22 protein-coding genes and 2 tRNA genes are annotated in these 26007 nt (G+C 64.7%); 14 read left to right on the top strand and 10 right to left on the bottom strand.

The window, feature by feature from the left end; all coding sequences use genetic code 11:
* The first annotated feature begins 29 nt into the window (after positions 1-29).
* Positions 30-1160: an acyl-CoA dehydrogenase family protein gene (locus tag GRI55_RS13110; RefSeq protein ID WP_050599680.1), complete on the top strand. Its 1131-nt coding sequence runs from the start codon at positions 30-32 to the stop codon at positions 1158-1160.
* A gap of 906 nt (positions 1161-2066) precedes the next feature.
* Complete coding sequence (locus tag GRI55_RS13105; RefSeq protein ID WP_307020129.1) at positions 2067-4538, top strand: sensor domain-containing protein; 2472 nt, start codon at positions 2067-2069, stop codon at positions 4536-4538.
* A gap of 542 nt (positions 4539-5080) precedes the next feature.
* On the opposite strand, the gene GRI55_RS13100 is transcribed toward GRI55_RS13105, so the two are convergent.
* Both GRI55_RS13100 and GRI55_RS13095 read right to left on the bottom strand, forming a co-directional pair.
* Positions 5081-5156 (bottom strand) — tRNA-Thr (locus GRI55_RS13100).
* 23 nt (positions 5157-5179) lie between these two features.
* Positions 5180-5253 (bottom strand) — tRNA-Cys (locus GRI55_RS13095).
* A gap of 124 nt (positions 5254-5377) precedes the next feature.
* On the opposite strand from GRI55_RS13095, the gene GRI55_RS13090 reads away from it, so the two are divergent.
* Both GRI55_RS13090 and GRI55_RS13085 read left to right on the top strand, forming a co-directional pair.
* Positions 5378-6157, top strand: a complete 780-nt coding sequence (locus tag GRI55_RS13090; RefSeq protein WP_063510782.1) for an acyl-CoA thioesterase — start codon at positions 5378-5380, stop codon at positions 6155-6157.
* Positions 6158-6493: 336 nt separating this feature from the next.
* Positions 6494-7228, top strand: coding sequence for an EcsC family protein (locus tag GRI55_RS13085; RefSeq protein WP_160767465.1), 735 nt, complete (start codon positions 6494-6496; stop codon positions 7226-7228).
* A gap of 53 nt (positions 7229-7281) precedes the next feature.
* On the opposite strand, the gene asd is transcribed toward GRI55_RS13085, so the two are convergent.
* On the bottom strand, positions 7282-8136 hold the full coding sequence (gene asd / locus GRI55_RS13080; RefSeq protein WP_160767543.1) for an archaetidylserine decarboxylase: 855 nt from the start codon (positions 8134-8136) through the stop codon (positions 7282-7284).
* A 238-nt stretch (positions 8137-8374) separates the two neighbouring features.
* Here asd and GRI55_RS13075 point away from each other — a divergent pair, with 238 nt between their 5' ends.
* Positions 8375-8791 carry a BLUF domain-containing protein gene (locus GRI55_RS13075; RefSeq protein WP_331251269.1) on the top strand — a complete coding sequence of 139 codons (417 nt, stop codon included), beginning with the start codon at positions 8375-8377 and terminating at the stop codon, positions 8789-8791.
* 325 nt (positions 8792-9116) lie between these two features.
* On the opposite strand, the gene GRI55_RS13070 is transcribed toward GRI55_RS13075, so the two are convergent.
* From GRI55_RS13070 to GRI55_RS13055, 4 genes are all read right to left on the bottom strand, one after another.
* Positions 9117-9848: a hypothetical protein gene (locus GRI55_RS13070; protein WP_160767463.1), complete on the bottom strand. Its 732-nt coding sequence runs from the start codon at positions 9846-9848 to the stop codon at positions 9117-9119.
* A gap of 74 nt (positions 9849-9922) precedes the next feature.
* On the bottom strand, positions 9923-10720 hold the full coding sequence (locus GRI55_RS13065) for a crotonase/enoyl-CoA hydratase family protein (RefSeq protein WP_160767541.1): 798 nt from the start codon (positions 10718-10720) through the stop codon (positions 9923-9925).
* Positions 10721-10809: 89 nt separating this feature from the next.
* Positions 10810-11478: a winged helix-turn-helix domain-containing protein gene (locus GRI55_RS15045; protein ID WP_237452536.1), complete on the bottom strand. Its 669-nt coding sequence runs from the start codon at positions 11476-11478 to the stop codon at positions 10810-10812.
* Between the two features lie 106 nt (positions 11479-11584).
* Positions 11585-12772 carry an LL-diaminopimelate aminotransferase gene (locus GRI55_RS13055; protein ID WP_050599773.1) on the bottom strand — a complete coding sequence of 396 codons (1188 nt, stop codon included), beginning with the start codon at positions 12770-12772 and terminating at the stop codon, positions 11585-11587.
* Between the two features lie 135 nt (positions 12773-12907).
* Between GRI55_RS13055 and GRI55_RS13050 the strand changes: the two genes are divergently transcribed.
* The 6 genes from GRI55_RS13050 (at position 12908) to GRI55_RS13025 (ending at position 19130) form a co-directional block, all read left to right on the top strand.
* Complete coding sequence (locus GRI55_RS13050) at positions 12908-14773, top strand: PHA/PHB synthase family protein (protein WP_160767540.1); 1866 nt, start codon at positions 12908-12910, stop codon at positions 14771-14773.
* A 106-nt stretch (positions 14774-14879) separates the two neighbouring features.
* Positions 14880-15617, top strand: coding sequence for a phasin family protein (locus tag GRI55_RS13045; protein WP_160767462.1), 738 nt, complete (start codon positions 14880-14882; stop codon positions 15615-15617).
* Positions 15618-15829: 212 nt separating this feature from the next.
* Entirely contained in the window at positions 15830-16192 is a 363-nt protein-coding gene (clpS, locus tag GRI55_RS13040) for an ATP-dependent Clp protease adapter ClpS (RefSeq protein WP_050599689.1), read from the top strand.
* A gap of 95 nt (positions 16193-16287) precedes the next feature.
* Entirely contained in the window at positions 16288-17508 is a 1221-nt protein-coding gene (locus GRI55_RS13035) for an LptF/LptG family permease (RefSeq protein WP_160767539.1), read from the top strand.
* A 9-nt stretch (positions 17509-17517) separates the two neighbouring features.
* Positions 17518-18615, top strand: a complete 1098-nt coding sequence (lptG, locus tag GRI55_RS13030) for an LPS export ABC transporter permease LptG (RefSeq protein WP_160767461.1) — start codon at positions 17518-17520, stop codon at positions 18613-18615.
* On the top strand, positions 18612-19130 hold the full coding sequence (locus GRI55_RS13025; RefSeq protein ID WP_160767460.1) for a GNAT family N-acetyltransferase: 519 nt from the start codon (positions 18612-18614) through the stop codon (positions 19128-19130). Before lptG ends, GRI55_RS13025 begins: the two co-directional genes overlap by 4 nt.
* 30 nt (positions 19131-19160) lie before the next feature.
* On the opposite strand, the gene GRI55_RS13020 is transcribed toward GRI55_RS13025, so the two are convergent.
* On the bottom strand, positions 19161-20258 hold the full coding sequence (locus tag GRI55_RS13020; RefSeq protein ID WP_160767459.1) for a fatty acid desaturase family protein: 1098 nt from the start codon (positions 20256-20258) through the stop codon (positions 19161-19163).
* A gap of 148 nt (positions 20259-20406) precedes the next feature.
* Here GRI55_RS13020 and GRI55_RS13015 point away from each other — a divergent pair, with 148 nt between their 5' ends.
* Both GRI55_RS13015 and GRI55_RS13010 read left to right on the top strand, forming a co-directional pair.
* Entirely contained in the window at positions 20407-21567 is a 1161-nt protein-coding gene (locus GRI55_RS13015) for an N-acetyltransferase (protein ID WP_160767458.1), read from the top strand.
* 123 nt (positions 21568-21690) lie between these two features.
* The gene (locus tag GRI55_RS13010; protein ID WP_050599694.1) at positions 21691-22122 is read left to right on the top strand and encodes a response regulator; all 432 of its coding nucleotides are present in this window, start codon (positions 21691-21693) and stop codon (positions 22120-22122) included.
* Positions 22123-22364: 242 nt separating this feature from the next.
* On the opposite strand, the gene GRI55_RS13005 is transcribed toward GRI55_RS13010, so the two are convergent.
* Positions 22365-23111, bottom strand: a complete 747-nt coding sequence (locus GRI55_RS13005; RefSeq protein ID WP_063506770.1) for a Crp/Fnr family transcriptional regulator — start codon at positions 23109-23111, stop codon at positions 22365-22367.
* A gap of 145 nt (positions 23112-23256) precedes the next feature.
* On the opposite strand from GRI55_RS13005, the gene GRI55_RS13000 reads away from it, so the two are divergent.
* A complete protein-coding gene (locus GRI55_RS13000) occupies positions 23257-24048 on the top strand; it encodes a response regulator (RefSeq protein WP_050599696.1) in 792 nt (263 codons plus the stop codon).
* A gap of 207 nt (positions 24049-24255) precedes the next feature.
* Here the strand turns inward: GRI55_RS13000 and GRI55_RS12995 are convergent, their stop codons facing one another.
* The gene (locus GRI55_RS12995; RefSeq protein ID WP_307020139.1) at positions 24256-25860 is read right to left on the bottom strand and encodes a CHASE domain-containing protein; all 1605 of its coding nucleotides are present in this window, start codon (positions 25858-25860) and stop codon (positions 24256-24258) included.
* Positions 25861-26007 lie beyond the last annotated feature (147 nt).

Genomic DNA, 26007 nt, shown 5'->3' with positions numbered 1-26007 from the left:
CGCCGGACGGCACGGGAAAGGGACGACACGTGGATTTCAACTTCACCGAAGAACAGGACATGGTGCGCGACGGTCTTTCGCGCCTGGTCCGTGAACAATACGATTGGGAAACGCGCCGCGCTGCCATCGAGAGCGATGCCGGATGGCGCCCCGAAATCTGGGCGCAGCTCGCCGAACTCGGCATTCTGGGCATGCCCTTCAGCGAAGATGTCGGCGGTTTTGGCGGCGGCGCGATCGATGCGATGATCGTCATGGAAGAATTCGGCAAGGGCCTGGTGGTCGAACCTTTCGTTCCCACCGTGGTCTGCGCCGGCGGCTTCCTCAAGCATGCCGGCAGCGACGCCCAGCGCGAGGAACACCTTTCGGCCATCATCGGCGGGGAACGTGTCTTCGCATTCGCCTATGCCGAGCCGCGTGGCCGCTACGATTACGCCGATCTCGAGACGACGGCGAAGAAAGACGGCGATGGCTACGTCCTCAACGGCCACAAGGCCGTGGTCATCGGCGCCCCCTGGGCCAGCCACCTCATGGTCACTGCCCGCACCGGCGGCGACCGCCGCGACCGCGAAGGCGTCAGCGTTTTCATTGTCGATAAATCGGCCGACGGTATCGTCACGCGCGACTATGAAACCGTCGACGGCCGCCGTGCATCGGAAATCTATTTCGAGAATGTCTCGGTCCCCGCAGATGCGCTGATCGGCGAAGAAGGTGCCGCGCTCCCGCTGATCGAGCAGGTGACTGACGAGGCGATCGCCGCGCAATGTGCCGAGGCCTGCGGCGCGATGAAGGTCGCGCATGCGATGACGGTCGAATATTCGCGGCAACGCAAACAATTCGGCGTGCCGATCGGCAAGTTCCAGGTGCTTCAGCACCGCATGGTCGACATGTATACCGCCTATGAGACCTCGGTCTCGCTGACCTATCTCGCCACGATCAAGCTCGATGCCGGCGAAAAGGAACGCAAGCGCACCGCCTCGGCGGCTAAGGTCGGCGTGGGCCAGGCCGCGCGCCTGATCGGCCAGGAAGCCGTGCAGATCCACGGCGGCAATGGCGTCACCGATGAATATGCGATCGGGCATTACTTCAAGCGCCTGACGATCTTCGAATCCGAATTTGGCAGCGTCGACCACCATCTGAAACGGCACGTTTCGCTTTCGTGACAGCGTGCGTGGATGATACATGCCCCATGAGCGGCGCGGCTGGCTTCCAGCCCGCCCTCATGGGGTGCGCCGCCGGCAAGTCATCATCCAATCATTGACCAGCGGCATTGACCGCTTCAGGCCCGCGGGCGAGAGATGTACAGCGGCACGGCGAGCATGCCGGTCCCTAGCTGCTGCTGTTGGTACGGCAACGGGCTGACGCTTCCCGGAAGCACGACCTGATCACGGATGTCTCACGACAGACTGGGCTGACCGCCAGTCCACCTGCCCCTCGGCAGCATGGGCCAGGCGTCGGCCGGTCGGATGAATCAGGACAGGCGCCAGCGCGCCCCGGTGACAGCGCATGACACCGCTTGCACCTGCTCGGATAATCGTAAGAAAAATATCGGGAATTTGCTTCCGATTCCCGCTTTTGATAGCTTGGTTTCAAATAATAATAACACGAGTCGCAATCCGCTAGGTTTTGGGGATTGTCAGAAATGAACCCACATGGGGCTCGGCGGCTCGTCGAAACCGCTTTGCAGGCTACCCTTGCTGCTTCATCCCCGCCTGAGGCCGCTCGCGCCTGCGCGCGGAGGGGCCGCCGGTGGCTTCCCGAAAAGCCGCTGTGGCCGGATCGGCTCGGCGCCCCGGCTTTCCGCACCGTCTGGTACAGCATGGTCGGCGGGCGCGCATGCCGCCCCCCAAAGCCCGCCTCCTCCTGCACAATCTTCAATCGTGGGTTGACCGGACCAGCACCGGAACGAGGTCCCCATCGCCGATAGCGGCCCTCCCGCCGCGAGCGCGCAGCGATACAGCCGGTCAATCGGGAACGAGGCCTTACGCGTGACAGGCATGAAGGGTTTGGTTTACCTTCTTTGCGATACTCAGACTCCCTAGGATGAGGTTCGGATGTCAACTTTAGGCGTGGATCGTTTGGGAGAAGTCGTCGAGCAGTCGGCGTCCGAGATCTACGTCTTCGCCGCGGATGACTTCCGCTTTATCCTGGTCAACAGGGGTGCGCGCGAAAACCTCGGCTATTCGTTGGCAGAACTCAGCGAAATGCACCCCTGGGACCTGAAGCCGGAGTTTTCTGAAGAAGAATTCAAAGCCTTCGTCGGCCCACTGTTATCCGCAGAAGTTCCCAGGCTTTCCTTCGAGACGGTCCACGGCCGAAAAGACGGAAGCACTTACGAAGTCTCGGTCTCGCTGCAATTGATCCAATCCCAGGGCGAGTTCGTTTTCTTCGCAGCGATCCGGGACATTTCTGAATTCAACTCGATCAGGGACCGCCTCGAACGGACCAGCTCCCGGCTGGATGCCATCCTGAACAACACCAGGATGGCCATCTTCATGATGGACGAGCAGCAGAACTGCTCTTTCATGAATCGCGCTGCCGAAGAATTGACCGGTTACAGTTTCGAAGAGGCGGTCGGACGGTGCCTCCACGGCTTGATCCATCACCAATACCCCGACGGGTCGCCCTTCCCGATCGAAGAATGCCCCATCGACCGGGCGTTTCCCGAACGCCACCAGATTAGCGGCGAAGACATGTTCGTCCACAAGGACGGCCATTTCTACAACGTCTCCTACACCGCTTCTCCGATGGTCGATTCCAGCGGATCGACAGTCGGGACGATCGTCGAGGCGTTTAACATCGACGCGGTTGTTGCCGCGCGAGACGAACTGGCCAAGTCGCATCGCAGGCTGGAACGAAGCGTCAGGACATTCCAGCAAGCGGAAAAAATCGCGAAGCTGGGTTCATGGGAATTCGACGTCGAGACGCAGTCGCTGACCTTTTCCGATCAAGCCTACAAAATCATGGGGCTGGATCAGCAGCGTCCGATGACGCTCGACGATACCCTCGAGTTTTACTCCCCGCATGAGCGCGAGCGCGTCGAAGCGCTCTATCTGGAGTCCCGCCGGACAGGGAAGAACCTCGATTTCACCGCGGAGATCGTGGGCCGGGGGGGCCAAAGACGACAGGCCCGGATAATCGCGGAGTTCGTCGAGAATGCCAAGGGCGGCAAATCCGTGATGATCGGTACTGTCCGCGATATTACGGAAAAGCTCCAGGCGATGCTGGACCTGCGCTATGCGGCCAGTCACGACGATCTGACGGGCCTGCTCAACCGCAATGCGTTCGAAGCGCGGGCAGTCGAGCGGCTGAAAGATGCCGCGGCGATCAATTGCACCTTCTACGCGATGCTGTTCGACCTTACCGGCTTCAAGTTCGTCAACGACACTTTCGGCCATCAGACGGGCGACAAGCTCTTGCGGCGAATTGCGAAGCAAATCGAAGACGCCGTACCCGCAAACGCGATCCTTGCCCGGTGGGGCGGCGACGAATTCGCGGTGCTCAGTCCGCTATCGATGTCAGAGGACGAGGTTCAGGACTTCGCCAGCAACCTGCTGCTGACGATCGAAGAGGCGGTCGACCTGGGAGAAGGCGGCGTCGGTGTCAGCGCGACATGCGGCGTTGCGGAGAGCACGGCGCTCGCATCCCTCGACGCGCTGATCCACAAGGCCGATCTGGCGCTGTATCATGGCAAGGCCCGCGAACCGGGAACGGTCCACTTCTACAACTCGTCCATGGAACTGCCGCATGTCGAGCGTAGGCGGGCCATAGAGACCGTAACCCAGGCTCTGGGCGAGGACCGGGTGCAGTCCGGGTACCAGCCGATCATCCAGATCACCGACAACCGGCTTATCGGTTTCGAATCGCTCATGCGACTGAAAGCCGGAGACGATACGCTGATACCGGCATCCGCCGTCATTCCCGCGATCATGGACCCCATCCTTTCCCGCCAGATCAGCGTACGAATGTTCGAGAACGTATCGCGCGATCTTCCGAGCCTGATGGCCGCGCATGGCGGAGTGCAATATGTCAGCATCAATGCCACCGAAGCCGACCTGATAAGCCGCGACTTCGTACCCCGCGTGTTCGAGGCGCTGGAGCGACACCACATCAATCCGGCTTGGGTAACCCTGGAAATTACCGAAACCATGCTGATGGTCGGCGACAACCAGAATGTGAAAAGCGTTCTGGACCAATTGAGAAGTCGCGGGATCCGGATCGCCCTCGACGACTTCGGCACCGGCTATTCCTCGCTCACCCATCTTCGCGATTTCCCGATCGACCGGGTCAAGATCGATGCCTCTTTCGTACGCGACATATGCACTTCGGTGATGTCCAAGAACATCGTTCAGGCGATGGTCGTGATGAGCCGCAGCCTCGGTATCGAGGTGATCGCTGAAGGCATAGAAACCGAAGAGCAGAGAAGGACCTTGCTCGAGATTGGCTGCTATTACGGGCAGGGTTACCTGTTCAGCCCTGCCGTCCCGGTGGACGAAGCCTGCGCGCTTCGCTTCGGATATTCGGACAAGGAAACCGCCTGACCGCGCGGCTTCCCGGCCGCTCCTGCTCCCGGATTGCCAGCGCGTCAGTGCTCGCGTCAAACTGTCCCCGCCGCCCGGCTTTCTAAGTGATAATCCTAGGGTGTATCGGCCCTCCGATTTTCTATTGGCGTCTCGCCGAACAGACGAGGGCGCCGTGCAGATCGCTTATTACCAACTCGAAGGAACTGCAGTCATAATCGACACCAGGCATTCCCTGCCGTGGTGCTGGCGGGATGGTCAGTGGACGAAGGCGCCCGATCTGCTGGATGTGTGCGCTGCGACCGGAACCGAGCTTGCCCGCGCGGACTTCTTCCGGAGGTTCCCGAGGGCGGCGCTGCAGATTTCGACCCTACCCCTGTCGGACTAGACCACTCGCCGCCGGCAATGTCCGACGTGGCGGGGTGATCGGCCAAATAACTTGGCAACACGGCGGGCGGAGCCGCAACGCTCGCGCGCAAATGCCGGACCACGCTCGCGCTTCTTCTCTTTCATTCGGCGATGCAGCTGGAGCGGGCTGGGCGCTTTTCGGCCTCGGCCGTGAATGGTGCCGCTTACAGGACTCGAACCTGTGACCCCATCATTACGAATGATGTGCTCTACCAACTGAGCTAAAGCGGCACTTTCGCGGGTTGCGCGGGAAGTGGAGGCCCGAGCCGGAATCGAACCGGCGTGCAAGGATTTGCAGTCCTCTGCGTAACCACTCCGCCATCGGGCCTCGCCCTCCCTCTCGGGAAGGAAGCGGCGCACTAGCGATTCTCCGCGGCAAAGGCAATCGCCCAGTGATGCCTTACGTAACGTCAGTCTGGACGCATGGCCGGATAGGGGCAATGACCCTGCGCATGAGCATTGCCAACCTTCTCGATCCGATCACCGCAGCAGGCGGCGACACGCGCTTTTCCGGGCTCGACCACTGGATGCAGGGCCGCACGCTCTACGGCGGCGCCTCCGCGCTGATCGCCTATACCGCGGTCACCCGGGCATTCCCCGACCTGCCGCCGCTGCGCGGCGCCCAGGTTGCCTTCGTCGCCCCTACCGGACCCGATGCCGAGCTGCGCCGCGAGATCGTCCGGCAGGGCCGCAATGTCGCACAGGTGCGCAGCGAGATCTGGTGCGAGGGGCAATGCACGCTCACCGCCTTCTGGCTGTTCGGCACCGAACGCGAGGCGAATGCGATGCACGATGCCGCACCGGTCGCCGACTGGCCCGGTCCGCCCGAGGAAGCCGAGAACGCGATGCACGGCAAGGGCCCCGCCTTCATCCAGAACAACTTCGAGATCCGCCGCGCGCAGGAGCAGCAGGGTCCGGGCGACCCGGTGGTGCGCCGCTGGGCGCGGCTGACCGACCGCGAAGGGCTCGACCCGGTGAGCGAGCTCATCCTGCTGGGCGACGTCCTGCCCCCGGGCGCGATGCGCGCGATGAAACGGCAGGGACCGATCAGCTCGGTCAACTGGTCGTTCAACCTGCTCGAACCCGCGCCCGCGACCCGCGACGGCTGGTGGATGAGCGAGAACGCCAGCCAGCACGCTGCGCATGGCTACTCCTCCGAACGGCTGCGGCTGTGGAACGCCGATGGCAAGCAGATGCTCGATGGGATGCAATGCGTGGCGGTGTTCGGCTGAACGTGGACCGCTTTACGCTCCTGCGGAAAGCGTGACCTTCCCGGAATGATCAGCGCAGCCAGCAGTTTGCCCCCGGCAACGCCCGCGCATGTGTGACCTTCCGGCAGTATAAGGCACTGCACCGTTCACGCCCGGCAGGGTAGCAATTTCACGCGGTCAAAGAGCGGGCCGCTCATGCCGATCGCCCACGCTGTAGGAAAGCGGCGCGCGAGTCGCCTCTATCCGGGGCTAAAGGAGCGAGCGCGGGGGAACTGGCGTACCCGCGAACCCACCGGCCGGCTGCCGAATTACCAGCCCCGTTCCGGAACGTGTCCGCCCCGCAGCCATTCGGTTGGCATGGATATCATCGAAGAGCAGCGCCGGTTCCGCGACAGCACCCCTTCCCGCCTCGGGCGCGGACTGGAGCGGCTGACGCATCCGTTCGGGGCAGCGATCGCCAGCGTGGTCCCGAAGGGTCTGGTCGAAACCGTGCTGAAGGGGCTCGACCGGGCGGCGGGCGCCCCGCGCCTCGTCCAGTTCGATCACGATGCGGCCGATCTCGAGGCGGCGCGGCAGGCGGCACGCAAGGTCTCGCGCGCCGCGCGCAGCGTCAGCGCGACCACCGGGGCCGCCGCTGGCTTGGGCGGTGCGCTGTCGATGAGCGCGGACATCCCGGCCACCATCGCCATTGCGCTGCGCGCCATCCGCGATACCGGGCGCGCCTATGGCTACACGGGCGATGGCCCGGCAGAAAAGCTGTTCCGCCTCCAGATCCTCGAACTGGCCGCAGTGGACGAACCCGAGGCGCGCCGGGACCGCATTGCGGCGCTGGAAGCGGCCCTCGGCCCGGCCGGGGAACTCGTCCATGCCGATCACGAACACATCGCGCCGATCGTCGATCAGGCAGTCGAGCGGATTTCGCGCGCAATCGCATTCACCAGCTTCCGCAGCCGGGCGGGCATGGTCGTACCCCTCGTGGGTTCGATCGTCGGCGGACTGGTCAATTCATCGTTCCAGGAGGATGTCGGCAGGGCCGCGCGCTTCGCATTCCAGGCACGGCGGTTGAAGGGCGACGCTTCCGCCGCCGCCTGAGCACCGCACGGCGCGTTTCCTGATCCGAGACTGCGCGTAGCCGTGAACCGGGATTACCGGGCGGGCCTGGTGCCCATCACCTCTCCCAGCCGAACCGGGCCTTCGGGGCGCCAGTCCGCATTGAATTCGATGACATCCTTCTCGAACAGCATGATCACCGTCGATCCGAGAAGGAAGCGGCCCATTTCCTCGCCCTGTTCGAGCACGACCGGCTGGTCCGAATAATCCCACTCGGCAATCGCCCCGGTGCGCTGCGGATTGACCACCCCGTGCCATGTGGTGGCCATGCTGCCGACAATCGTCGCGCCGACCAGCACCATCACGAAGGGCCCATGCGTTTCGGAATCGAACACGCAGACCACGCGTTCGTTGCGGGCAAACAGTCCGGGCACGCCGCGCGCGGTCACGGGATTGACCGAAAACAGCGCGCCGGGAACATAGATCATGCGCTGCAGGCGGCCCGCGCACGGCATGTGCAGCCGGTGATAATCCCGCGGCGAGAGATACAGGTTCGCGAAACTGCCGTGGCGGAACCGGCCCGCGAGCGCGGCGTCCCCGCCGACCAGTTGGGTCGTGGTGAAGCGATGCCCCTTGGCCTGCAGGATATGGTGATCGTCGATCGCGCCGAACTGGCTGATGGCACCGTCCACCGGCGAGATGAAATCGGCATCGGCCAGCGGCCGCGCGCCCGGTTTCAGCGGGCGGCCGAAAAAATCGTTGAACGAGGCGTAGCTGGCAATGTCCGGGTTTTCGGCCTCGCTCATGTCGACGCCGTATTTTCCGACGAACCAGTGGATCAGCCGGGTCGTCGCCCGCCCCCCACGCGCCCGGGCAACGCGCCCGGCAAGACGTGTCAGCCCGCGTTTGGGCAGGAGATATTGCGGCAGGACAGACAGGCGATCGAACATCATGACCTCTAACGTGGAGCAAGCCCGATCGTGCCCCTGGATGAACCGGCTGCGGTGTTGAACACGCGCAATCGGGCAGCGCAATGGGGATGCCGGCGATACCCGAGAATTTGCTGCGATGGGAAGGCCCGCGGCCAAGCGCGGAGCGGTGACAGAACGGCGCCGTGGCGCACCCACTGACCGGCAATTTCTTAACGGCTCGGTAAGCCAGACTGGTTAGGATAGCGAAAATTCAGGAGTGAACCGGGTGTTGCAATTAGCCTATGTGAGCAGGGCATCGAGCGTCCTTGCTCCCGACGATGTGTTCAAGATCATCGAAACCTCGGCACGAAACAATTCCCGAGACGATCTCACCGGGTTCCTGATCTTCGCGGAAAACCGCTTCTTCCAGGTCGTCGAAGGTTCCCGGAGCGCAATCGATGCGCTGCTTTCGCGGCTTGGCGAAGACACGCGCCATTCGCAGATCGAGATCCTGAGCCAGACCGAAATCGCGCAGCGCGCATTTCCCAACTGGCGCATGAAACGGCTCAAGCCGGACACGAGGATCGGGGCACCGATTGGCGAGGCCCCCGGGCTCGACCACTTCCCGACGCATCTCAAACACCTCGTACGGCAATTCCTCGCCGCGTCGCAGCCCGCAAGCGAAGCGGCCTAGCCTCAAGCGAGATAACCGCGGACGAAAGCGATTTTCTCCGCGCGGTCGAATTGGGCGAGGCAATCGAGGCGCAGCATTCGCGCCCCGTCCCTACCGAAATGACGCTCGCCGCAGCCGGCGGCAGGCTGTTCCCCGCGATCACGCGCGGCCTGGGCTACGCTTCGGCCTGCGCTATCCCGCGGGCGGGGTGATTGGTGGGTGCGGCGGTAGGATATGGTGGCGAGCGCTGGGATGTTAGCCGAGCCGATTAGCCAACTTATCGGTATCTAATCCAAAACCGCGATTGCAGCTATCAAAGGCGACCAACGAGATAAAACATTCCATTTCACCTCATTGTATCCTTTTGGAAGAGCCCACTAAAATCACCAACGGGAAAATCTTCTGGGAAGTCCTCATTGGAGAGATTCATTTCCCTGATATTGCCCAACCATCCCAGCCGTTGCTCAATCCCGCTAGTAACCGGATCGTCGGTGATCTGCACAGTGATGCGCTTGAGGCGGACCCCTTCTCCGAATGTCGCGGCCAGATCGTCGGGGTCGACTCGTTCGACGCTGGCAGGATCGTCGAGGTCGCCGAAAGTGACCAGCATCGGATAGGCCGAGCGTTTATTCACCTGGTCGGCACGCGAAAAATGTCGCGGCACGGTCCTTTCCGGCCGGTGCCGCAGCATGTTCCGATACCCGTCCCGAAGAGCATTTTCGCCGGCGTATTGCGGAGAAAGGCGGTACATTACCCGTCCCGCCCAATCGATGTCGGCCTCCGAACGCAGCAGTGCGAACAACACCCGCCCCTCGCCGAGATCGACCGTCACCGCTTCGCCGCGTACGCGATTGGTAACCCGCCCGGGTGTCGGGATCGAATATCCGCCCGCTACCTCGGTATCCACCTCGATCACGCTCGATCCGGTTTTCACCCCATCGGGCGTATCGACCTCCACGGTCAGCCGATAGCGATAGACTGGCGTCTGATCGGTGAGCGAACACCCCGCGACTGCCAGTGCAAGGCAGAGCATGACCCATCCGGACAGGCGGCGAGTGATTTGGCCGAATTGCTGCATAGTGGCGTGCCTAGGCGCAGATCGTCATAGCTATGTTAACGCGCGCAGCCGGCCCGTGAGGCCAAGCCCCCCCCTTACACGTCCTTGAACACCGGCGCGCGTTTCTGCATTTCGGCCATGACCGCCTCGATCTGGTTGGGCTGGCGCATGATGGCGTCCTGTTCCTCGCTCTCGGCCAGCAGGATCGCATCCTCGCCCTCTTCATGCATCACGCGGAACAGGCGCTTGGCGCCGCGGATCGCTTCGGGGTTCTTGTTGGCGATGGTTTCGGCCAGCGCGGTGGCGCGGGCGTGCGGATCGTCGTCGAGCATGGTGGCGAGGCCGAGTTGGAGCGCTTCCTCGCCGATGAATTCGCGGTTGGTGTAGGTCAGTTCGCGCAGCACGTCGTCGCGCACCAGCCCGCGCCACAGGGCATAACCACCCATGTCGGGCACGAGGCCCCATTTCATTTCCATCACCGCCATGCGCGTCTGCGGGTGCACCACCCGGATATCGGCGCCGCTGGCGATCTGCAGCCCGCCGCCGAAGCACACGCCGTGCACTGCGGCAATCACCGGCACGGGGCATTTGCGCCAGGTCATCGCGGCTTCCTGTGCGCGGTTGGCATTGCCATAGCCGCGTTCGGCAAGCTTGGACGATCCGCCGCCGTCGCCGCCGAAGCTGGCAGTGTCGAGCCCGGCGCAAAAGGCGCGCCCCTCGCCCGACAGCACGGCGATGCGCAGCCCTTTCATCGTGCGCAGCGCTTCGCCCGCGGCGATCACCGCGTCGAATTGAGCGGGATCGAGCGCGTTCATCTTGTCGCCGCGAGTGAAGCGGACCTGCGCCACGCCATTATCGGCCAGGTCGATGGAAACGCGATCGTTGAACTGCATGCTGAAACCTCTCTCCGCAATTGTGCGCCCCTTGGTACCCATCGGGCGGGCCATGTCCAGTTGCCGCGTGCCGGCAGCGGCACGGACGGTCAGGCGCATTGCGCCTCGCAGGGAATGGCCGCGGGCCGGGCCGCCAGCCGGTAGCCGCCTTGCGGATGCGTTTCCACCAGCCAGCTGCAGGCGGAGACCGCCAGCTTGGCCCGGAGCCGCGAGACATGCACGGCGAGCGAGTTGGTTTCGGGCGGATGCTCGATCCGCCACACATCGCGCAGCAGCTGGCGGCGGGTGATCGGCATGCCGCGCGCTTCGGCGAGCCGCCAGAGCAGGCCGAATTCGCGCGGATGCAGCCCCAGCCAGCGGCCATCGAGCCGCCCGTCGCGGTAGAACAGGTCGAGCGTCACCGGCCCCGCCCGCAGCGACCGCGGGAGCGAGCTTTCGCCATGGCGCAGCCGCGCCAGCCGCACGCCGAGCTCGACGAAGGCGACGTGGCTGGAGAGCGCATCGCCCAGCCCGGCATCGAGCAGGCGCGCGCGTTCCCGCGGGCTATCGACCCCTACCGCGACGATCCGGCTGCGTCCCGCAAGCTCATGCCAGTCACGCGGCCGGCTGGCGGCGCGCCAGTCGAGCACGCCCGGCAACGCCGCGGACGCGCTGGCGGCATCCGGTGCGTGTTCCATCGACCAGCCGGCATGGCCCAGATCCCATCGGACCGGGACAGCCGGGCTGGTCGACAGCCATGCGAATGTCGCGCCCCTCATCAAGCGACCCCTCGGTTTTCCGATGCGGGCCGGAGACTAAGTAAAAACCGAGGTTTGAGAACCGCCCGGACGCGGAAATGCTACCGATCCGGATGCAACAGCCGCATCAGCGACCCGCGTGGTCGGCGAGGAAGCGCTTCACATTGCGCGCTGCCTGGCGAATGCGCTGCTCGTTCTCGACCATGGCGATGCGGACATGGCCTTCGCCCTCCTCGCCATAGCCGACCCCGGCCGCGACCGCGACATCGGCATGTTCGAGCAATTGCTTGGAGAATTCGAGGCTGCCCATCTCCTCGAAACCGGGCGGCAGCTTGGCCCAGGCGAACATGCTGGCGGGCGGCGTGGGGATATCCCACCCGGCGCGGGCGAAGCTTTCGACCATCACGTCGCGGCGGCTCTGGTAGCGCGCGCGGTTTTCCTCGACCACGTCCTGCGGCCCGTTGAGCGCGGCGCAGGCGGCCGCCTGGATCGGGGTGAAGGCGCCGTAGTCGAGATAGGACTTCACCCGCGTCAGCGCGGAGATCAGCGTGGGGTTGCCGACCGCGAAGCCCATCCGCCAGCCGGCCATCGAATAGGTTTTCGACATCGAGGTGAATTCCACCGCGACATCCTTCGCCCCCGGGACCTCGAGGATCGAGCGGGTCGGCTTGCCGTCGTAATAGAGTTCCGAATAGGCGAGGTCGGACAGCACCCAGACCCGGTTCTCCTTCGCCCATGCGACCAGCCGTTCGTAGAACGCGAGGTCGACCGTTTCGGCAGTCGGGTTGCTGGGATAGTTGACCACCAGCACGGTCGGGCGCGGCACGGTGTAGTCCATCGCGTTCTCGAGCGCGCGCCAATAGCGCTCGTCGGGCGTGGTCGGCACGCTGCGGATGGTCGCCCCGGCGATGATGAAGCCGAAGGTGTGGATCGGATAGGACGGGCTCGGCGCGAGGATCACGTCGCCCGGCGCGGTAATCGCGGTGGCCATCGACGACAGGCCTTCCTTCGAGCCCATCGTCACCACCACTTCGCGATCGGGATCGAGATCGACGTTGAAGCGGCGGCCGTAATAGTTCGCCTGCGCCTTGCGCAGCCCGGGAATGCCCTTGGACTGCGAATAGCCATGCGCGCCCGGCTTGGCCGCGACCTCGCACAATTTGTCGATCACGTGCTGCGGCGGCGGGTGGTCCGGATTGCCCATGCCGAGATCGATGATGTCGCGCCCCGCGCGCCGCGCCTCGTGCCGCATCGCGTTGACCTCGGCGATGACATAGGGCGGCAGGCGCTTGATACGGTAGAATTCGTCGGACATCATGGCTCTTTCGGGCGTTGGTCGAGTCACACTGATTACCTATTCACCTCCCCGGTGCAATCGGCGCGCGTGCATGCGGAGGCGGAATATCCTATTGCGACCCCAACAGGCGCTTGGCACCAGGCAGGAGCGATGATGACCGACGACGGCCCCGACCCCTTCACCAACCTTTTCGAAGCGCCGGCGAAATTCGCCCGCGCGCTGTTCGCGCCGATGGCCGAGGCGGCGGGGGGCAACCCGCTGTCGGCGGAGGACATGCGCCACTGGGCCGAGGTCGGGACGAAGCTGCAGACGATGTGGCTGGAATACCAGGCCGAGCAGCTGGCCGATCCGCAGGCGCTGGTGCCGTGGATGGACCCGGCGCGGTGGATGGGGCTGGCGCAGGACTGGTACCGCCAGATGCCGCTGGGCGATCCCGCACAGCAGCAGGCGCTGTGGCAGGAAGGGATGGAGGTGTGGCAGCAGGTGCTGGCGCAATACGGACTGGGCGCCGGCGGGCAGGAAGAGGCCCGGGACGCCGCCGACATGCCGCGCCGCGACCGCCGTTTCGCCGACCCGCGCTGGCGCGCGCACCCCGCCTATGCGCTGATCCACCAGACCTATCTGTTCCTGGCCGAGCGCGTGGCCGAAATGGTCGACCGGATCGACGGGCTGTCCGACGACAAGCGCGAACAATTGCGGTTCACCACGCGGACGATGACCGATGCGGCCAGCCCGGCCAATTTCCCGCTGCTCAACCCGGTGGTGATGGAACGCACGCTGGAAACGCAGGGCGAAAACCTCGTCACGGGGATGGAACACCTGCTCGCCGATCTGAGGCGCGGGCAATTGTCGCATACCGACGCGAGCGCTTTCACGCTGGGCGAGAACATCGCGGTGACGCCGGGCAAGGTGGTGCACGAGACCCCGCTCTACCAGCTGATCCAGTACACGCCGACGACCGACACGGTGCTGGCGACGCCGCTGGTCATCTTCCCGCCATGGATAAACCGGTTCTACATCCTCGACCTCAACGCCCGGAAAAGCTTCGTGCGCTGGGCGGTCGAACAGGGCGTCACCGTGTTCATGGTCAGCTGGAAATCGGCCGATGCCAGCATGAAAGACGTGGTGTGGGACGATTACGTGCGCGCGCAAATCGACGCGATCGACCATATCCGTGCGCGGCTGGACGTGCCGGCGGTCCACGCGATCGGCTATTGCGTGGCCGGAACGACGCTGGCGGGGACGCTGGCGGTGCTGCACCGCCGCGGCGAGCAGGACAAGGTCAGGAGCGCGACCTTCTTCACCGCGCAGGTCGATTTCGAGAAGGCGGGCGAGCTGCGCAACTTCGTCGACGACCAGCAGCTGGCGGCGATCAAGGGCCTGACCCCCGAAGGCTATCTCGACGGGCGTTACATGGCGGCGACCTTCAACCTGCTGCGCGGCACCGACCTGATCTGGAACTACGTGGTCAACAATTACCTGCTGGGCGAGGATTACCCGGCCTTCGACCTGCTTCACTGGAATGGCGACGTCACCAACCTGCCCGCCAAGTGGCATGAACAATATCTGCGCGATTTCTACCGCGACAACCGGCTGGTCGAACCCGATGCGCTGGGCGCCGATGGCACGCCGATCGATCTCGGCCTGGTCGAGACCCCGACCTACGTCCAGGCGGGCAAGGAAGACCACATCGCGCCCGCCGAAAGCGTCTGGCGGATTACCGACCATTTCGCCGGCCCGCTGAAATTCGTGCTGGCGGGATCGGGCCATATCGCGGGCGTGGTCAATCCCCCGGGCTCGGGCAAGTACCAGTACTGGACCAATACGGGATCGCCGCGCACCCTGGCCGAATTCCGCGACGGTGCGCAGGAGCATCCCGGCAGCTGGTGGCCCGACTGGATCGAATGGCTGCGCGAACAGGATCCCGCCACGGTGGCCGCGAAGGGCAAGCGCAAGCCCGGCGGCCGCGGTGACCGAGTGATCGAGGATGCGCCGGGACGCTACGTCGCGGCGCGATAACCGGCCCCACCCGCCGCATTCGCGGCTTATTGTGCAGTGCACAAAATATCCTTGACTTCGCGGCTGCAGTGCCTATTTTGTGCACTGCAACATAGCGAGGTTCCCGATGGGTGACAGCCAGAACAAGAGCGCCAAGGCGACTGCCACGGTTTCGACCGAGCCTGCGGCTGCGCCGGCAAGCGATGCAGTAAGCACCGCGGCCATCGCCAAGGCCGTGGAAGCCGATGCCGGCCCCGCCAGCGTCGCGAAAAAGCCGAAGAAAGCCGCGACGAAAAAGGCCGCACCCAAGACCGCCCGGCGCAAAGCCGCGCCGGCGGCGAAGCAGGCCACTCCCGCGGCGCCGGCTGCGGCGCTCGCCAAGACCGCCCCGATCTCCCAGTTGAAGGACACCATCATGGCTACTGCCAAGACCGCTAACACCACCGATTACACCGCCAAGGCGCAGAACATGGCTGCCGACATGCAGACCCGCGTCAAGGCCGCCTACGAAAAGGGCACTGCAATGACCAAGGAAGCCGCCGAATTCCAGAAGGGCAATCTCGAGGCCGTGGTCGAATCGGGCAAGATCCTCGCTTCGGGCATGCAGGACATGGGCCGCAGCTATGCGGAAGAAGCCAAGTCGGCTGCCGAGACCGTCCAGGAAGACATGAAGAAGTTCACCGCGATCAAGTCGCCGACCGAGCTCTTCGAACTGCAGGGCGAAATCGCCCGCCGTAATTTCGATGCCATGGTCTCGACCGCTTCGAAGAACACCGAAGCCATGCTCAAGCTGGTCAACGAGGCGTTCGCGCCGATGTCGAACCGCATGAGCCTGGCCGCCGAAAAGGTCGGCAAGACCGCCTGAGGCCGAATTTCCAGCTTCAATTCCACCGGGCACTCTCTCCTCTCTCCCTCGCCCGGCGAATTGGACACCGTGGGCCGGATGGTTTTGCCATCCGGCCCTTTTTTCCGTCTGCCGCACAGGCTGCATCCGTGCGGCCCAGCGGGCGCGCACAGGCACGGGCTCACCGCTCGTGCCTTGCGATTTGCCCAAGCGTTACGATAATGGGTTCAGCAATGGCCGAGATTCCCCCCCTTACCCCCATCCGCGCTGCCGGCGAGGACGACGATTCGCGCGAGGGCGACGGTCAGGTCGGCATTGCCACCAAGACCCGCGCCAAGCCCAAGAAGCCCAGCCAGTACAAGGTGCTGCTGCTCAATGACGATTACACGCCGATGGAATTCGTGGTCATCGTCCTGAAACGCTTCTTCAAGATGGACATGGAGGAAGCCACCCGCGTGATGCTCCACGTCCACCAGAAGGGTGTCGGGGTCTGCGGGATCTTCCCCTACGAGGTTGCCGAAACCAAGGTCCACCAGGTGATGGACTTCGCCCGGCAGAACCAGCACCCGCTGCAATGTACGCTGGAGAAGGCCTGAACCGGCGATGCCGCGCGGCCCGTCCGCACAAGGGGCATGACCTGCAGGCAAAAGCGCGCTAGGGGCTGGCGCGGAGACAATTGACCGGCGGCCCCTTGCTCAAATTCCTGCCCAGCATCGATCGATACATCTTCCGGCTCGTGACCGTGCCGATGCTGGCGGTGTTTGCCATCGCCGCGTCGCTGCTCGTGCTCGACAAGATGCTGCGGCTGTTCGATTTCGTCGCGGTCGAAGGCGGCCCGGTGGGCGTCGTGTTCAAGATGCTGATCGCGCTGGTGCCCGAATATGCCAGCCTCGCCATTCCGCTGGGCCTGCTGCTGGGCATCCTGCTTGCCTTCCGAAAGCTGGCGACGACCAGCGAACTCGATGTCTTCCACGCGGTCGGGCTCGGCTATGGCCGCCTGCTGCGCGTCCCGTTCGCCATCACCGCCGTGCTGATGATGGTCAATGTCGCGCTGGTGTTCTTCATCCAGCCGGTCAGCCGCTATTATTACGAGCAGATGGAATATGAGCTGCGCTCGGGCGCGCTCGGCGCCTCGATCAAGGTGGGCGAATTTACCACGCTGGCCGATCGCATGGCGCTGCGGATCGAGGAAAGCGAGGACGACGGCCGCCGCCTGAAGGGGATTTTCGCCCGCGTCGCGAACGACCGCGGCCAGGTGCTGTCAATCTCCGCCAAGGAAGGCGCCTTCCTCGCCACCACCGACAGCCCCGATACGATCATCCTGCGGCTGACCGATGGCACGATCGTGCAGGACACCGGCAGCCAGACGCCGCGTGTGCTGACCTTCACGCGCCACGACCTGCCGATCGACCTGCCCGCGGTGGAGGAATTTCGCGCGCGCGGCGATGCCGAACGCGAATACATCCTGCCCGAACTGCTGCGCATCGGGTGGAGCGACGAACGCCCCGAAGCCCAGCGCGACGCCAGCCAGGCAAGCTTCAACTTCCGGCTGGTCGAAGTGGTGATGATGGCACTGATGCCGCTGCTGGCCGTGGCGCTCGGCGTGCCGCCCAAACGTTCGAGCAGCGCGCTGGGCGTGTTCCTGTCGATCGTGATGGTGGTCGCCTATCACAAGGTGAACCAGTATGGCGAAGACGTCGCCGCGCTGGGCCGCGTCGATCCGATCCTGGCGCTGTGGGGGCCGTTCTTCCTGTTCGCCGCGCTGATCGTGTGGATGTACTGGCGGGTCGCCTACGTCCCCGGCGGGCAGGCGATCGGTGCGCTCGAAATCTGGTTCGACAAGCTGGCCAAGCGCGTCGGCCGCGTATTCCGCCGCCGGCGGCTCAAGATCGACCTGGCAGCAGCCGAATAGCGGGAACCCATGCAGCTCGATTTCTTCCCCTCGCGCACGCTGACGCTGTACCTCGCGAAGATGTTCGTCGCGCGGATCGCGGCGATGCTGTTCGTCCTCGTGCTGGTTCTGATGATGCTCGACCTGCTGTCGAGCAGCGGCGAGATCCTGGCGGTGGAAGGCAATGGCCAGGGCGAATTGCTCACCTATGCGGGGCTGCGCATCCCGCAGCTGGTGTCGCGTTTCCTGCCCTATTCGGTGCTGCTCGCCACGCTGATCACGCTGGTCACGCTCAACCAGAACAGCGAGGTCATCGCCATGAAGGCGGCGGGGCTGTCGGCGCATCAGGTGCTGGCCCCGCTGCTGCTGACCGCGGGGCTGGTGTCGGTGGCCACCTTCGCCTTCAACGAGCGCGTGGTCACCCGGGCGACCGAGACGCTCAAGGCGTGGGAAGCGGTCGAATACGGGCCGATCCCCGAAGAGGAGCGCGTGCGCACCAATATCTACCTCAACGACAACGGCAACATCCTGACGGCTGGCTATCTCGCCGGGTCGGGCGAGGGCATCGTGATGCGCCAGGTCACCTGGTACGAACGCAATGCCGACGGCATGATCACCGAGCAGGTCGAGGCCGAGGAAGCGCGCTATGCCGCGCCGGGCTGGCAGCTGTCGGGCGTCACGCGCTTCGGAGTGCAGAACGCAGTGACCGACACCCCCGATACGCTGTTGGTGGGCGAAGCGCTGACCCCCGATCAGATCGATCTTGCCAAGATCGACCCCGATGCCGAACCCTTCTGGACACTGACCCGCTCGATTGCGGAATTCGAACGCGCGGGGAGGCCGACGGCCGAATTGCGCGCGAAATGGTGGCACAAGATATCGGGCCCGCTGTCCGCTTTCCTGATGCCGCTGCTTGGTGCGGTGGCGGCGTTCGGCCTGGCCCGGTCGGGGCAATTGTTCGTCCGCGCGGTGATCGGCATGGCGCTGGGCTTCGCCTATTTTGTGGTCGACAATGCCGCGCTCGCAATGGGCAGCTTCGGCGGATACCCGCCCTTCCTTGCCGCCTGGGCACCGTTCTTCCTGTTCCTGCTGATCGGCGAGACGGTGCTGATCCGCACCGAGGAATGAGCGCGTTCTCGATCCGGCTGGCGCGCCCCGAAGATGCCGAGGCCTTCCACCGGGTAGAGGACGATGCCGCCGCACTGCTCCTCGAAGCGCCCTCGCTCGAAGGCATTCCCATCCCGCCGACGGCGTCTGCGCGCGATCACGCCAGGACCATTGCCCGGGGCCGCTCGCTGACCGCCACCGTCGGCGAAGTCGTTGTCGGTTTCGCGGCGGCCGAGCCGATGCGCCGCGAACTCCATCTCCACGAGCTCAGCGTGGCGCGCGCGCACCAGCGCCGCGGGATCGGCGCGACGCTGCTCGAAGCGCTGGTGATCGACGCCCGCAATTCGGCCTTTCGCGCGATCACGCTCACAACGTTCGCCGATCTGCCTTGGAACGAGGGCTTCTATGCCCGCCACGGCTTCGTGGTGGTGGAGAATTTCGAAAGCCACCCCCATCTGACGCAATCGCTGGACCGGGCCGTCGCGCTGGGTATTCCGCGCGAACGCAGAGTGGCGATGATCCGCTTTCTCGGCTGACAGGCGCGAAAACCTGCTGCGCTGGCGAGATTAGCCGCGCGGGCGCATCGTGTTGCGTGCGATGCGCGATACCAGCACGCCCATCCCGGCATGGTTGGCGCCGTGGTAGCTGGAATCGGTTGCCAGCTCGGCCACCAGCCGACGGTGCGCTTCGGGCAGCGAGTGATAGGGCATCGACGGCATCAGGTGATGCAGCGCATGATAGCGCAGGCCGACGGGCGCCCACAGTTCGGCGATCCGGCCCGGGGGCGGCACGTTGACGCTGTCGAGGAACTGCGCGGTGACGGTCATGGCCTCGCCCTCGTTCTCCCACAGATGCGCCACCAGAGTGCGCAGCTGGTTGAGCAGCGCGACCACCGAGGCAACCGCGAGCGCGACGAGCAGCGGCTTCCAGCCGAACGCGAAGACGCTGCCGATCAGCGCCCAGCTCCACAGCATGCCGCCCGCTTCCTGCAGCAGCACCCGGCGGCGCAGGTCGCCTTCGGGATTGCGGCGACGGAAATCGGGATTTATCGCCAGCGCGCTCAGCCGCTGCCAGGTCAGCCGGCGGATCGGCGGGACAATCGCGCCCAGCGGGACCAGCACAGCGAAGCGCAGCAGCAGCGCGACCGGTGCGAGCAGCGCGATCAGCACGAATGCGGGCAGGCTCCACGGCTTCATCAGCGCCAGCGGAAGGTATTCGGGATCCTCGATCGTGCCGTATTGCGTGCGCTTGTGATGCAGCGTGTGCACGCCTTCATACATGAACGACGGGGTGAGCATCGGCACGCCGACCAATGCGTTCCACGCGGTGCGGAAGCCCGGCAGCGCCCCGTTACGGAAATGTGAGATCTCGTGGATGAACAGCAGCGCGCGGTAGAGCGCGAGCACCGAAACCACGCCCAGCGCAATTGCCAGCGGCAGGCTGCCGGTCAGGATCGCGCCCGCCAGCGCGCCATAGCCGACCAGCGCCGAAGCAATCATGTCGGCCCAGTAGATGTCCGCGCGGTGGGCGGAGATATCCTTGGTCAGGTCGCGCGCGGCGCGCAGCATGGCCTTGTCGTCGGGGATTTGCGCATGCCAGCCGCTTCCCGCCTCGCGACGCGAAAGGGTATCGGCAGCCGAAATCTGTGTCTGTTGAACATTCATGGTCTGGTATCCTGGAGCGGCCCTTAGCCGAAAACGCACCCGCATTACAGCGATGGGTTGCGATCATAGTGATCGGCGCGGTGCGGTTCCTTGACAAAGATCAGCTAGCGCACACAGGGCTAATCCAAGCTGAACGAGGTGTGCGCGAATGAATGGTGAAGTGGTGATCGATCCGGTCGAAGGCAAGCGGGGCCGTGCCCTTTTCGTCGATACGGGCCGCCGCTTCGCATCGCGCGAGCCGCATGCGGTGCCGCAATTGCGGGGCGAACAGCTTGAACTGGTCGATCCTGCCAAGAACCCCTTTTTCGGCCATGCCGCACACCAGCTGTTCGTGGCCCGGCGCGGCGACGCGGTGGTCGGCCGGATCTCGGCGCATATCGACCGCCTCGCGCTGGAATTGCCGCGCCAGCAGGGTTTCGGCCCGGGCGCAGGCATGTTCGGCTATTTCGACGCCGCCGACGAAGCGGTGGCGCATGCGCTGCTGCGCGCGGCGGAGGACTGGCTGCGCGGCCAGGGCATGGACCGCGCGATCGGGCCGATTTCGATGTCGATCTGGGAAGAGCCGGGCCTGCTCGTGAGCGGACAGGACCACGCGCCGATGATCATGATGGGGCACCATCCCGAAATCTACCAGCACTGGATCGAAAGCGCGGGCTATGCGCGCGCCAAGACGCTGCTGACCTACGATCTCGACGTGACGGTGGGGTTCCCGCCGCTGATTCGCCGGATCGTCCAGTCGGGCCAGCGCAACGAGCGGATCAGCCTGCGCCCGGTCGACCTGTCGCGCTGGGACGAGGAGGTCGAGACCATCCTCGCCATCCTCAACGATGCATGGTCGAACAATTGGGGCTTCATCCCCTTCACCAATGCCGAGATCGCCTATGCGGGCAAGAAGCTGAAGCCGATCATCCATCCGCAGATCAATTTGATCGCCGAGGTCGACGGCAAGCCGGTGGCCTTCATGCTGACCCTGCCCGACATCAACGATGTGCTGCGCAAGGTGAACGGCAGGCTGTGGCCGCTGGGCTGGCTCCGCCTGCTGCGCTGGATGCGCAAGCCGAGCGGTGCGGGCATGCGCGTTCCGCTGATGGGGGTGCGCCGCGAACTGCACAATTCGCGGCTCGCCAGCCAGCTGGCCTTCATGATGATCAGCCAGATCCGCGAGGTGGCGATCGCCGAATACCAGACCAAGCGCGCGGAGATCGGCTGGATCCTCGACGACAACCAGGGGATGAAGGCAATTGCCGATGCGATTGGCAGCACGGTCAACCGCGAATATGCGATCTACGAACGCTCGCTTGCCTCCTGACCGCGGGATTGTCGCAATTGCGCCACGGCCCGGCGGCAATGCACGCGGGCCGGGAACTGCGCCCGGCCGCCTCCCGTTGGACAGGCGAAAGCGGCGCCCGTGTCGCCAGCCATGCGAGAGACGATGACGCAGCACCCCGAGACGGCCGCCCCCGCTAAACTGCCCGGCCACGTGCTGGTCGTCGAGGATGACGCCGTGCTCGGCATGACGATCGAGCAGGCGCTGCTCGATGCAGGCGTGGCCCGGGTGGCGCTGTGCGCGTCGACAGAAGAAGCCATGCAGCACCTGCGCGACGGGCGTCCCGAAGCGATCGTGCTCGACGTCCACCTGGCCGATCGCGACGACGGCTGGGCGATTGCCGAACTGGTGCGCACGCTGGGCGCCGACAGCCCCCAGATCATCTTTTCGACCGGCGCCCCGCAGGACATTCCGGCGGACATCGCCGCGCTGGGCTGCACGCTCGAGAAGCCTTACGACGCGCAGGAACTGATTGCCGTGCTGCGCCAGTCGAAGCCGCGCGGGATCATCTCGCGGCTGCGCGGCGCGCTGCGATAGACGCGGCCGCACGCGCCGGATCAAGGCGCGCGTTCCGGATCACAAACCCTGCCGAAACTACACCGGACAGAAAAAAGGCCTCCGTTGCCGTGCAACGGAGGCCTTTCGGGATCGTATCACCAGCCGCTTTGGACGGGAGGGGGGGGTCTCGGCGGTGACATAAGGAATACGCGCCGCCAGAAACTGGGTTCCCAAGCGGGGTGAAATTTTTTGCCTAAAATGACATTCCGAAGCAAAAACAATCAGATGTATGGCCGTCCGCCGCCCTGCTTGCGCTCGAACTGCGCATAGTCGGCGGCGTGGTCGAGATCGGGCACGTGGATCCGTCGCGACTGCCAGTCCACCAGCCCTTCGCGCGCGAGCTGGCGCAGCGTGCGGTTGGTATGCACCAGCGACAGCCCGAGCATGTCCGCGATCTGCGCCTGCGTGATCGGCAGCGCGAGCGTATTGTGATGATCGGCGAGACAGGTCGCTTGCGCCCGGTCGAGCAGCCAGACCGCGAGATAGGTCACCCGTTCGCGCGCACTGCGTTGTCCCAGCGAAACGATATGGCCTTCGAGCGCGGTCTCTTCCTTAGCCGCCAGCCAGGTGATGTCGTAGCCCAGCGCCGGGTGCTGCGCGATGAGATCGGCGAAATCGGCGCGGCGGAAACGGCACAGGCGCGCGTCGATCAGCGCCTCGATCGTATGGGTCGCCGGTTCGTCGAAGGCGCTTTGCAAGCCGACCAGATCGCCGGGGAACATGAAATTGAGGATCTGCCGGCGCCCATCCTCGAGCGCACGCGAGCGAATGAGCACGCCGTCGAGCAAGGTAAACAGGCGGCGATGCGACGCGCCTTCCTCGATCAGGATATCGCCGCGCTGCAGCGCGATTTCGCCGTCCTTGAACCGCTGCATGTAGGACAATTGGTTCGGCTCGAGCGGGCGCAGTCCCGGACAGGACTGGAGCGGACACTCGACACAGGCAATCGGATCGGCAATTTCTTGCAACGCGGCAGTCCTCGACAGGCAATCCCCAGCACCCGGAATGGGCCTGAAACGGCATGGATGTCAAACCTGCGGGTTGCGGCATCGGCCCAAGGAACCTAACCCCCATCGGGACGTTAGAAGCGCGCACCTTAAGGAAGGGGTCTAAATGTCGCTTGGTGATCAAATTGCTCGTAACCTGCCGTACCTGCGCCGCTATGCACGCGCACTGACCGGTTCGCAGGCCACGGGAGACGCATTCGTACGTGCCACGCTGGAAGCCGCACTGGCTGACAGCGAACTCAAGGAATCGCTCGAAGGCGGCCGCGTCCCGCTGTACCGGGCGTTCAACAAGGTCTGGTCGAGCGCTTATATGGAAGTGCCCGAAGCCGTCGGCGACAACACGCATGAGAATGCGGCGCAGGACCGGCTGAAATCGGTAACCCCGCTGAACCGGCAAGCGCTGCTGCTGACCACGCTGGAGGACTTCTCGTCCGACCAGGCCGGCGAAATCATGGACATGTCGGCCGAGGATATCGAGCGGCTGGCCCAGGAAGCGGTTTCGGAAATCGACCGCGAGTCGTCGACCAGCGTGCTGATCATCGAGGACGAACCGCTCATCTCGATGCAGCTCGAAGACCTCGTGACCTCGCTCGGCCATGAAGTCTGCGGCACTGCTGCCACGCGCACGCAGGCCCAGGAAGTTGTCGCCCAGAAGACGCCCGGCCTGGTCTTGGCGGATATCCAGCTGGCGGACGGGTCCTCAGGCCTCGATGCTGTCGACGATATCCTTGCGATCAGCAGCGTGCCGGTGATCTTCATAACCGCCTATCCCGAACGCTTGCTGACCGGCGACCGTCCCGAGCCGACCTATCTCGTGACCAAGCCGTTCCAGGAACAGACCGTTCGTGCCGCGATCAGCCAAGCGCTGTTCTTCGGCTCGAGCCGCCCGCTGGGCTAACCCCCGCCGGCAATCGGTTTTTGAAAGCCCGGGTCCCTGCGGCCCGGGTTTTTCTTTGCCTGCAGTGCGAAGGCTGCACCGTGCCGATGCGGTCGGCACCGACGCGGCGCGATCGGGCCGCGTTTTTCTCGGATCAATTGATGTAGTTGCGAGAGGTCGGCGCGGGGTCTTGCGGCCGCGAAACCCGTGCTGTTAGCGCCCGACCTGTTAGCGCCCGACCGCCGCGGGACCCTTGCGGCGCAGTTCGAACTCGCTCGGTTCGCGCACCGGTACCAGCAGCGTGCACCGCACCCCTTCGGGGCAGAAATCGAGCTCGACCGGGTGGCGCAGTTCATGCGCGACGATCTTCTCGATCAGATCGGTGCCGAAACCGCGGCGGCGCGGCTTGTCCACCGGCGGCCCGTTGCTTTCGATCCATTCGATTTTCGCCAGCGTGTCGTTGACCTGGCTCCAATGCACCGCGACCTCGCCCCCGGGGACGCTGAGCGAACCGAACTTGGCCGCATTGGTCGCCAGTTCGTGGATCGCGAGCCCCAGCGACAGCGCATCATTGGGCGCCAGCTCGGTATGCGGCCCCACCAGATCGAGCGAATGGTCCTGGTCGCGCGCATAGGGTGCGAGCTCGACCTCGACCACCGAACGGATCGGCGTGGTGCCCCATTCGGACTGGGTCAGCAGGTCGTGCGTGGCCGACAGCGCGCGGATGCGGCCGTCGAGACCTTCGGCGAATTCGTCGAGGTCCTGCGACCGCCGCCGCGTCAGCGATACGATCGAAAGGACATTGGCGAGCGTGTTCTTGACCCGGTGGTTGAGCTCGCGCGTCAGCGAGTTGCGGATCGAGTTCTGTTCCTCGAACCAGCTGATCGCGCGGCGGTCCTCGAGCGTCTGCTGGGTCAGCAGGCGGGCCACGAGCATCAGCAGGCTGGCGACCGCCAGCCCGAACAGCAGCGTGATCATCGACATGGCCGACAACCCTTCCTCGCGCGCGGATTGCACCTCGAGCAGCATCGACCGGTTGGCGAGGCTGAGTTCGCGGGTAATCGTGGGGCGCCCCTCAATCCAGCTGTTGCTATGCGCGATCGCGACCTCCGCCGTGGCATCCGTATCGAGCAAGCGCGCCCCGACCGCCTCGTAACTGACCAGTTCGCTGGCCGAGCTGAGGAATTGCGAGGCATTGAACGGACTGTAGATGAAGCCCTTGAGCTCGCGCGTGCTGCTCAGCCCTTCGAACACCGGCATATATATGAGGAAGCCCGCAGCCTCGCTGTCGCCTTCCTGCTGCAAGACGATCGGCCCGCTGGCAGTGGGCCGATCGTTCGCCCCCGCCAGATCCATCGCGGCCCGGCGGATGGGTTCCGAATACATGTCGTAGCCGAGTGCGCGGCGATTGCGCACTGTGTCGGGCTGCAGGTAGAGGATCGGAGTGAGCATGTCGCGCGGCTGTTCGGCCAGGGTCGGCGACACCCGCTGTTCTTCCACGCGGCTGCGGCTCAGCCGGGCTTCGAATTCAGGCAGTTCGGCCGCAGTGACGACCGGGGCCCAGCCGATCCCCTCTGCCCCGCGGTAATTGGCATCCAGCCGCAATTCGGAAACGAAGCGGCGGAACAGTTCGGGCGTGATCTCGTCCTGCGTGGACAGCAGCGCGGCGCCGGCACGCAGGTAGGCCGAACTGGTATAGGCACGGCGTTCGATCGCCGAAGTCATCGCCTGCGCCTTGCGCGCGACATCCGCGGCATCGCGCTGCGCCTCGCCGCGCTCGATCGCGAAGACGCTGAGCACGGTTATGGCGGTGACCAGGACGAAGATCAGCACCGGGATTCCGCGCGGATAGTCGATCAGCCAACGCCTGCGGCGCCCTTTGCGTTGGAGTTCTTCGCTTACCAGCTTCCTGCCCCTGACGGTTTGCCTGGTCCCATAGTAACGCTTACTATGCCGCGGGGGCCTAATTGTTCCATTGCA

The organism is Qipengyuania citrea (assembly GCF_009828015.1).
Lineage (GTDB): Bacteria > Pseudomonadota > Alphaproteobacteria > Sphingomonadales > Sphingomonadaceae > Qipengyuania > Qipengyuania citrea.
Note: the sequence above shows the minus strand (reverse complement) of the source record. Positions and strands in the feature narration are given on the sequence as shown.

Bases quoted from the DNA above. Each gene is read 5' to 3' on its own strand.
- GRI55_RS13010 (WP_050599694.1), top strand. From the start codon at position 21,691: ATGACGCAGCACCCCGAGACGGCCGCCCCCGCTAAACTGCCCGGCCAC.
- GRI55_RS13090 (WP_063510782.1), top strand. From the start codon at position 5,378: ATGAGCATTGCCAACCTTCTCGATCCGATCACCGCAGCAGGCGGCGAC.
- GRI55_RS13015 (WP_160767458.1), top strand. From the start codon at position 20,407: ATGAATGGTGAAGTGGTGATCGATCCGGTCGAAGGCAAGCGGGGCCGT.
- GRI55_RS13050 (WP_160767540.1), top strand. From the start codon at position 12,908: ATGACCGACGACGGCCCCGACCCCTTCACCAACCTTTTCGAAGCGCCG.
- GRI55_RS13025 (WP_160767460.1), top strand. From the start codon at position 18,612: ATGAGCGCGTTCTCGATCCGGCTGGCGCGCCCCGAAGATGCCGAGGCC.
- GRI55_RS13000 (WP_050599696.1), top strand. From the start codon at position 23,257: ATGTCGCTTGGTGATCAAATTGCTCGTAACCTGCCGTACCTGCGCCGC.
- GRI55_RS13045 (WP_160767462.1), top strand. From the start codon at position 14,880: ATGGGTGACAGCCAGAACAAGAGCGCCAAGGCGACTGCCACGGTTTCG.
- clpS (WP_050599689.1), top strand. From the start codon at position 15,830: ATGGCCGAGATTCCCCCCCTTACCCCCATCCGCGCTGCCGGCGAGGAC.
- asd (WP_160767543.1), bottom strand. From the start codon at position 8,136: ATGTTCGATCGCCTGTCTGTCCTGCCGCAATATCTCCTGCCCAAACGC.
- GRI55_RS13020 (WP_160767459.1), bottom strand. From the start codon at position 20,258: ATGAATGTTCAACAGACACAGATTTCGGCTGCCGATACCCTTTCGCGT.
- GRI55_RS13085 (WP_160767465.1), top strand. From the start codon at position 6,494: ATGGATATCATCGAAGAGCAGCGCCGGTTCCGCGACAGCACCCCTTCC.
- GRI55_RS13065 (WP_160767541.1), bottom strand. From the start codon at position 10,720: ATGCAGTTCAACGATCGCGTTTCCATCGACCTGGCCGATAATGGCGTG.
- lptG (WP_160767461.1), top strand. From the start codon at position 17,518: ATGCAGCTCGATTTCTTCCCCTCGCGCACGCTGACGCTGTACCTCGCG.
- GRI55_RS13055 (WP_050599773.1), bottom strand. From the start codon at position 12,772: ATGTCCGACGAATTCTACCGTATCAAGCGCCTGCCGCCCTATGTCATC.
- GRI55_RS15045 (WP_237452536.1), bottom strand. From the start codon at position 11,478: ATGAGGGGCGCGACATTCGCATGGCTGTCGACCAGCCCGGCTGTCCCG.
- GRI55_RS13070 (WP_160767463.1), bottom strand. From the start codon at position 9,848: ATGCAGCAATTCGGCCAAATCACTCGCCGCCTGTCCGGATGGGTCATG.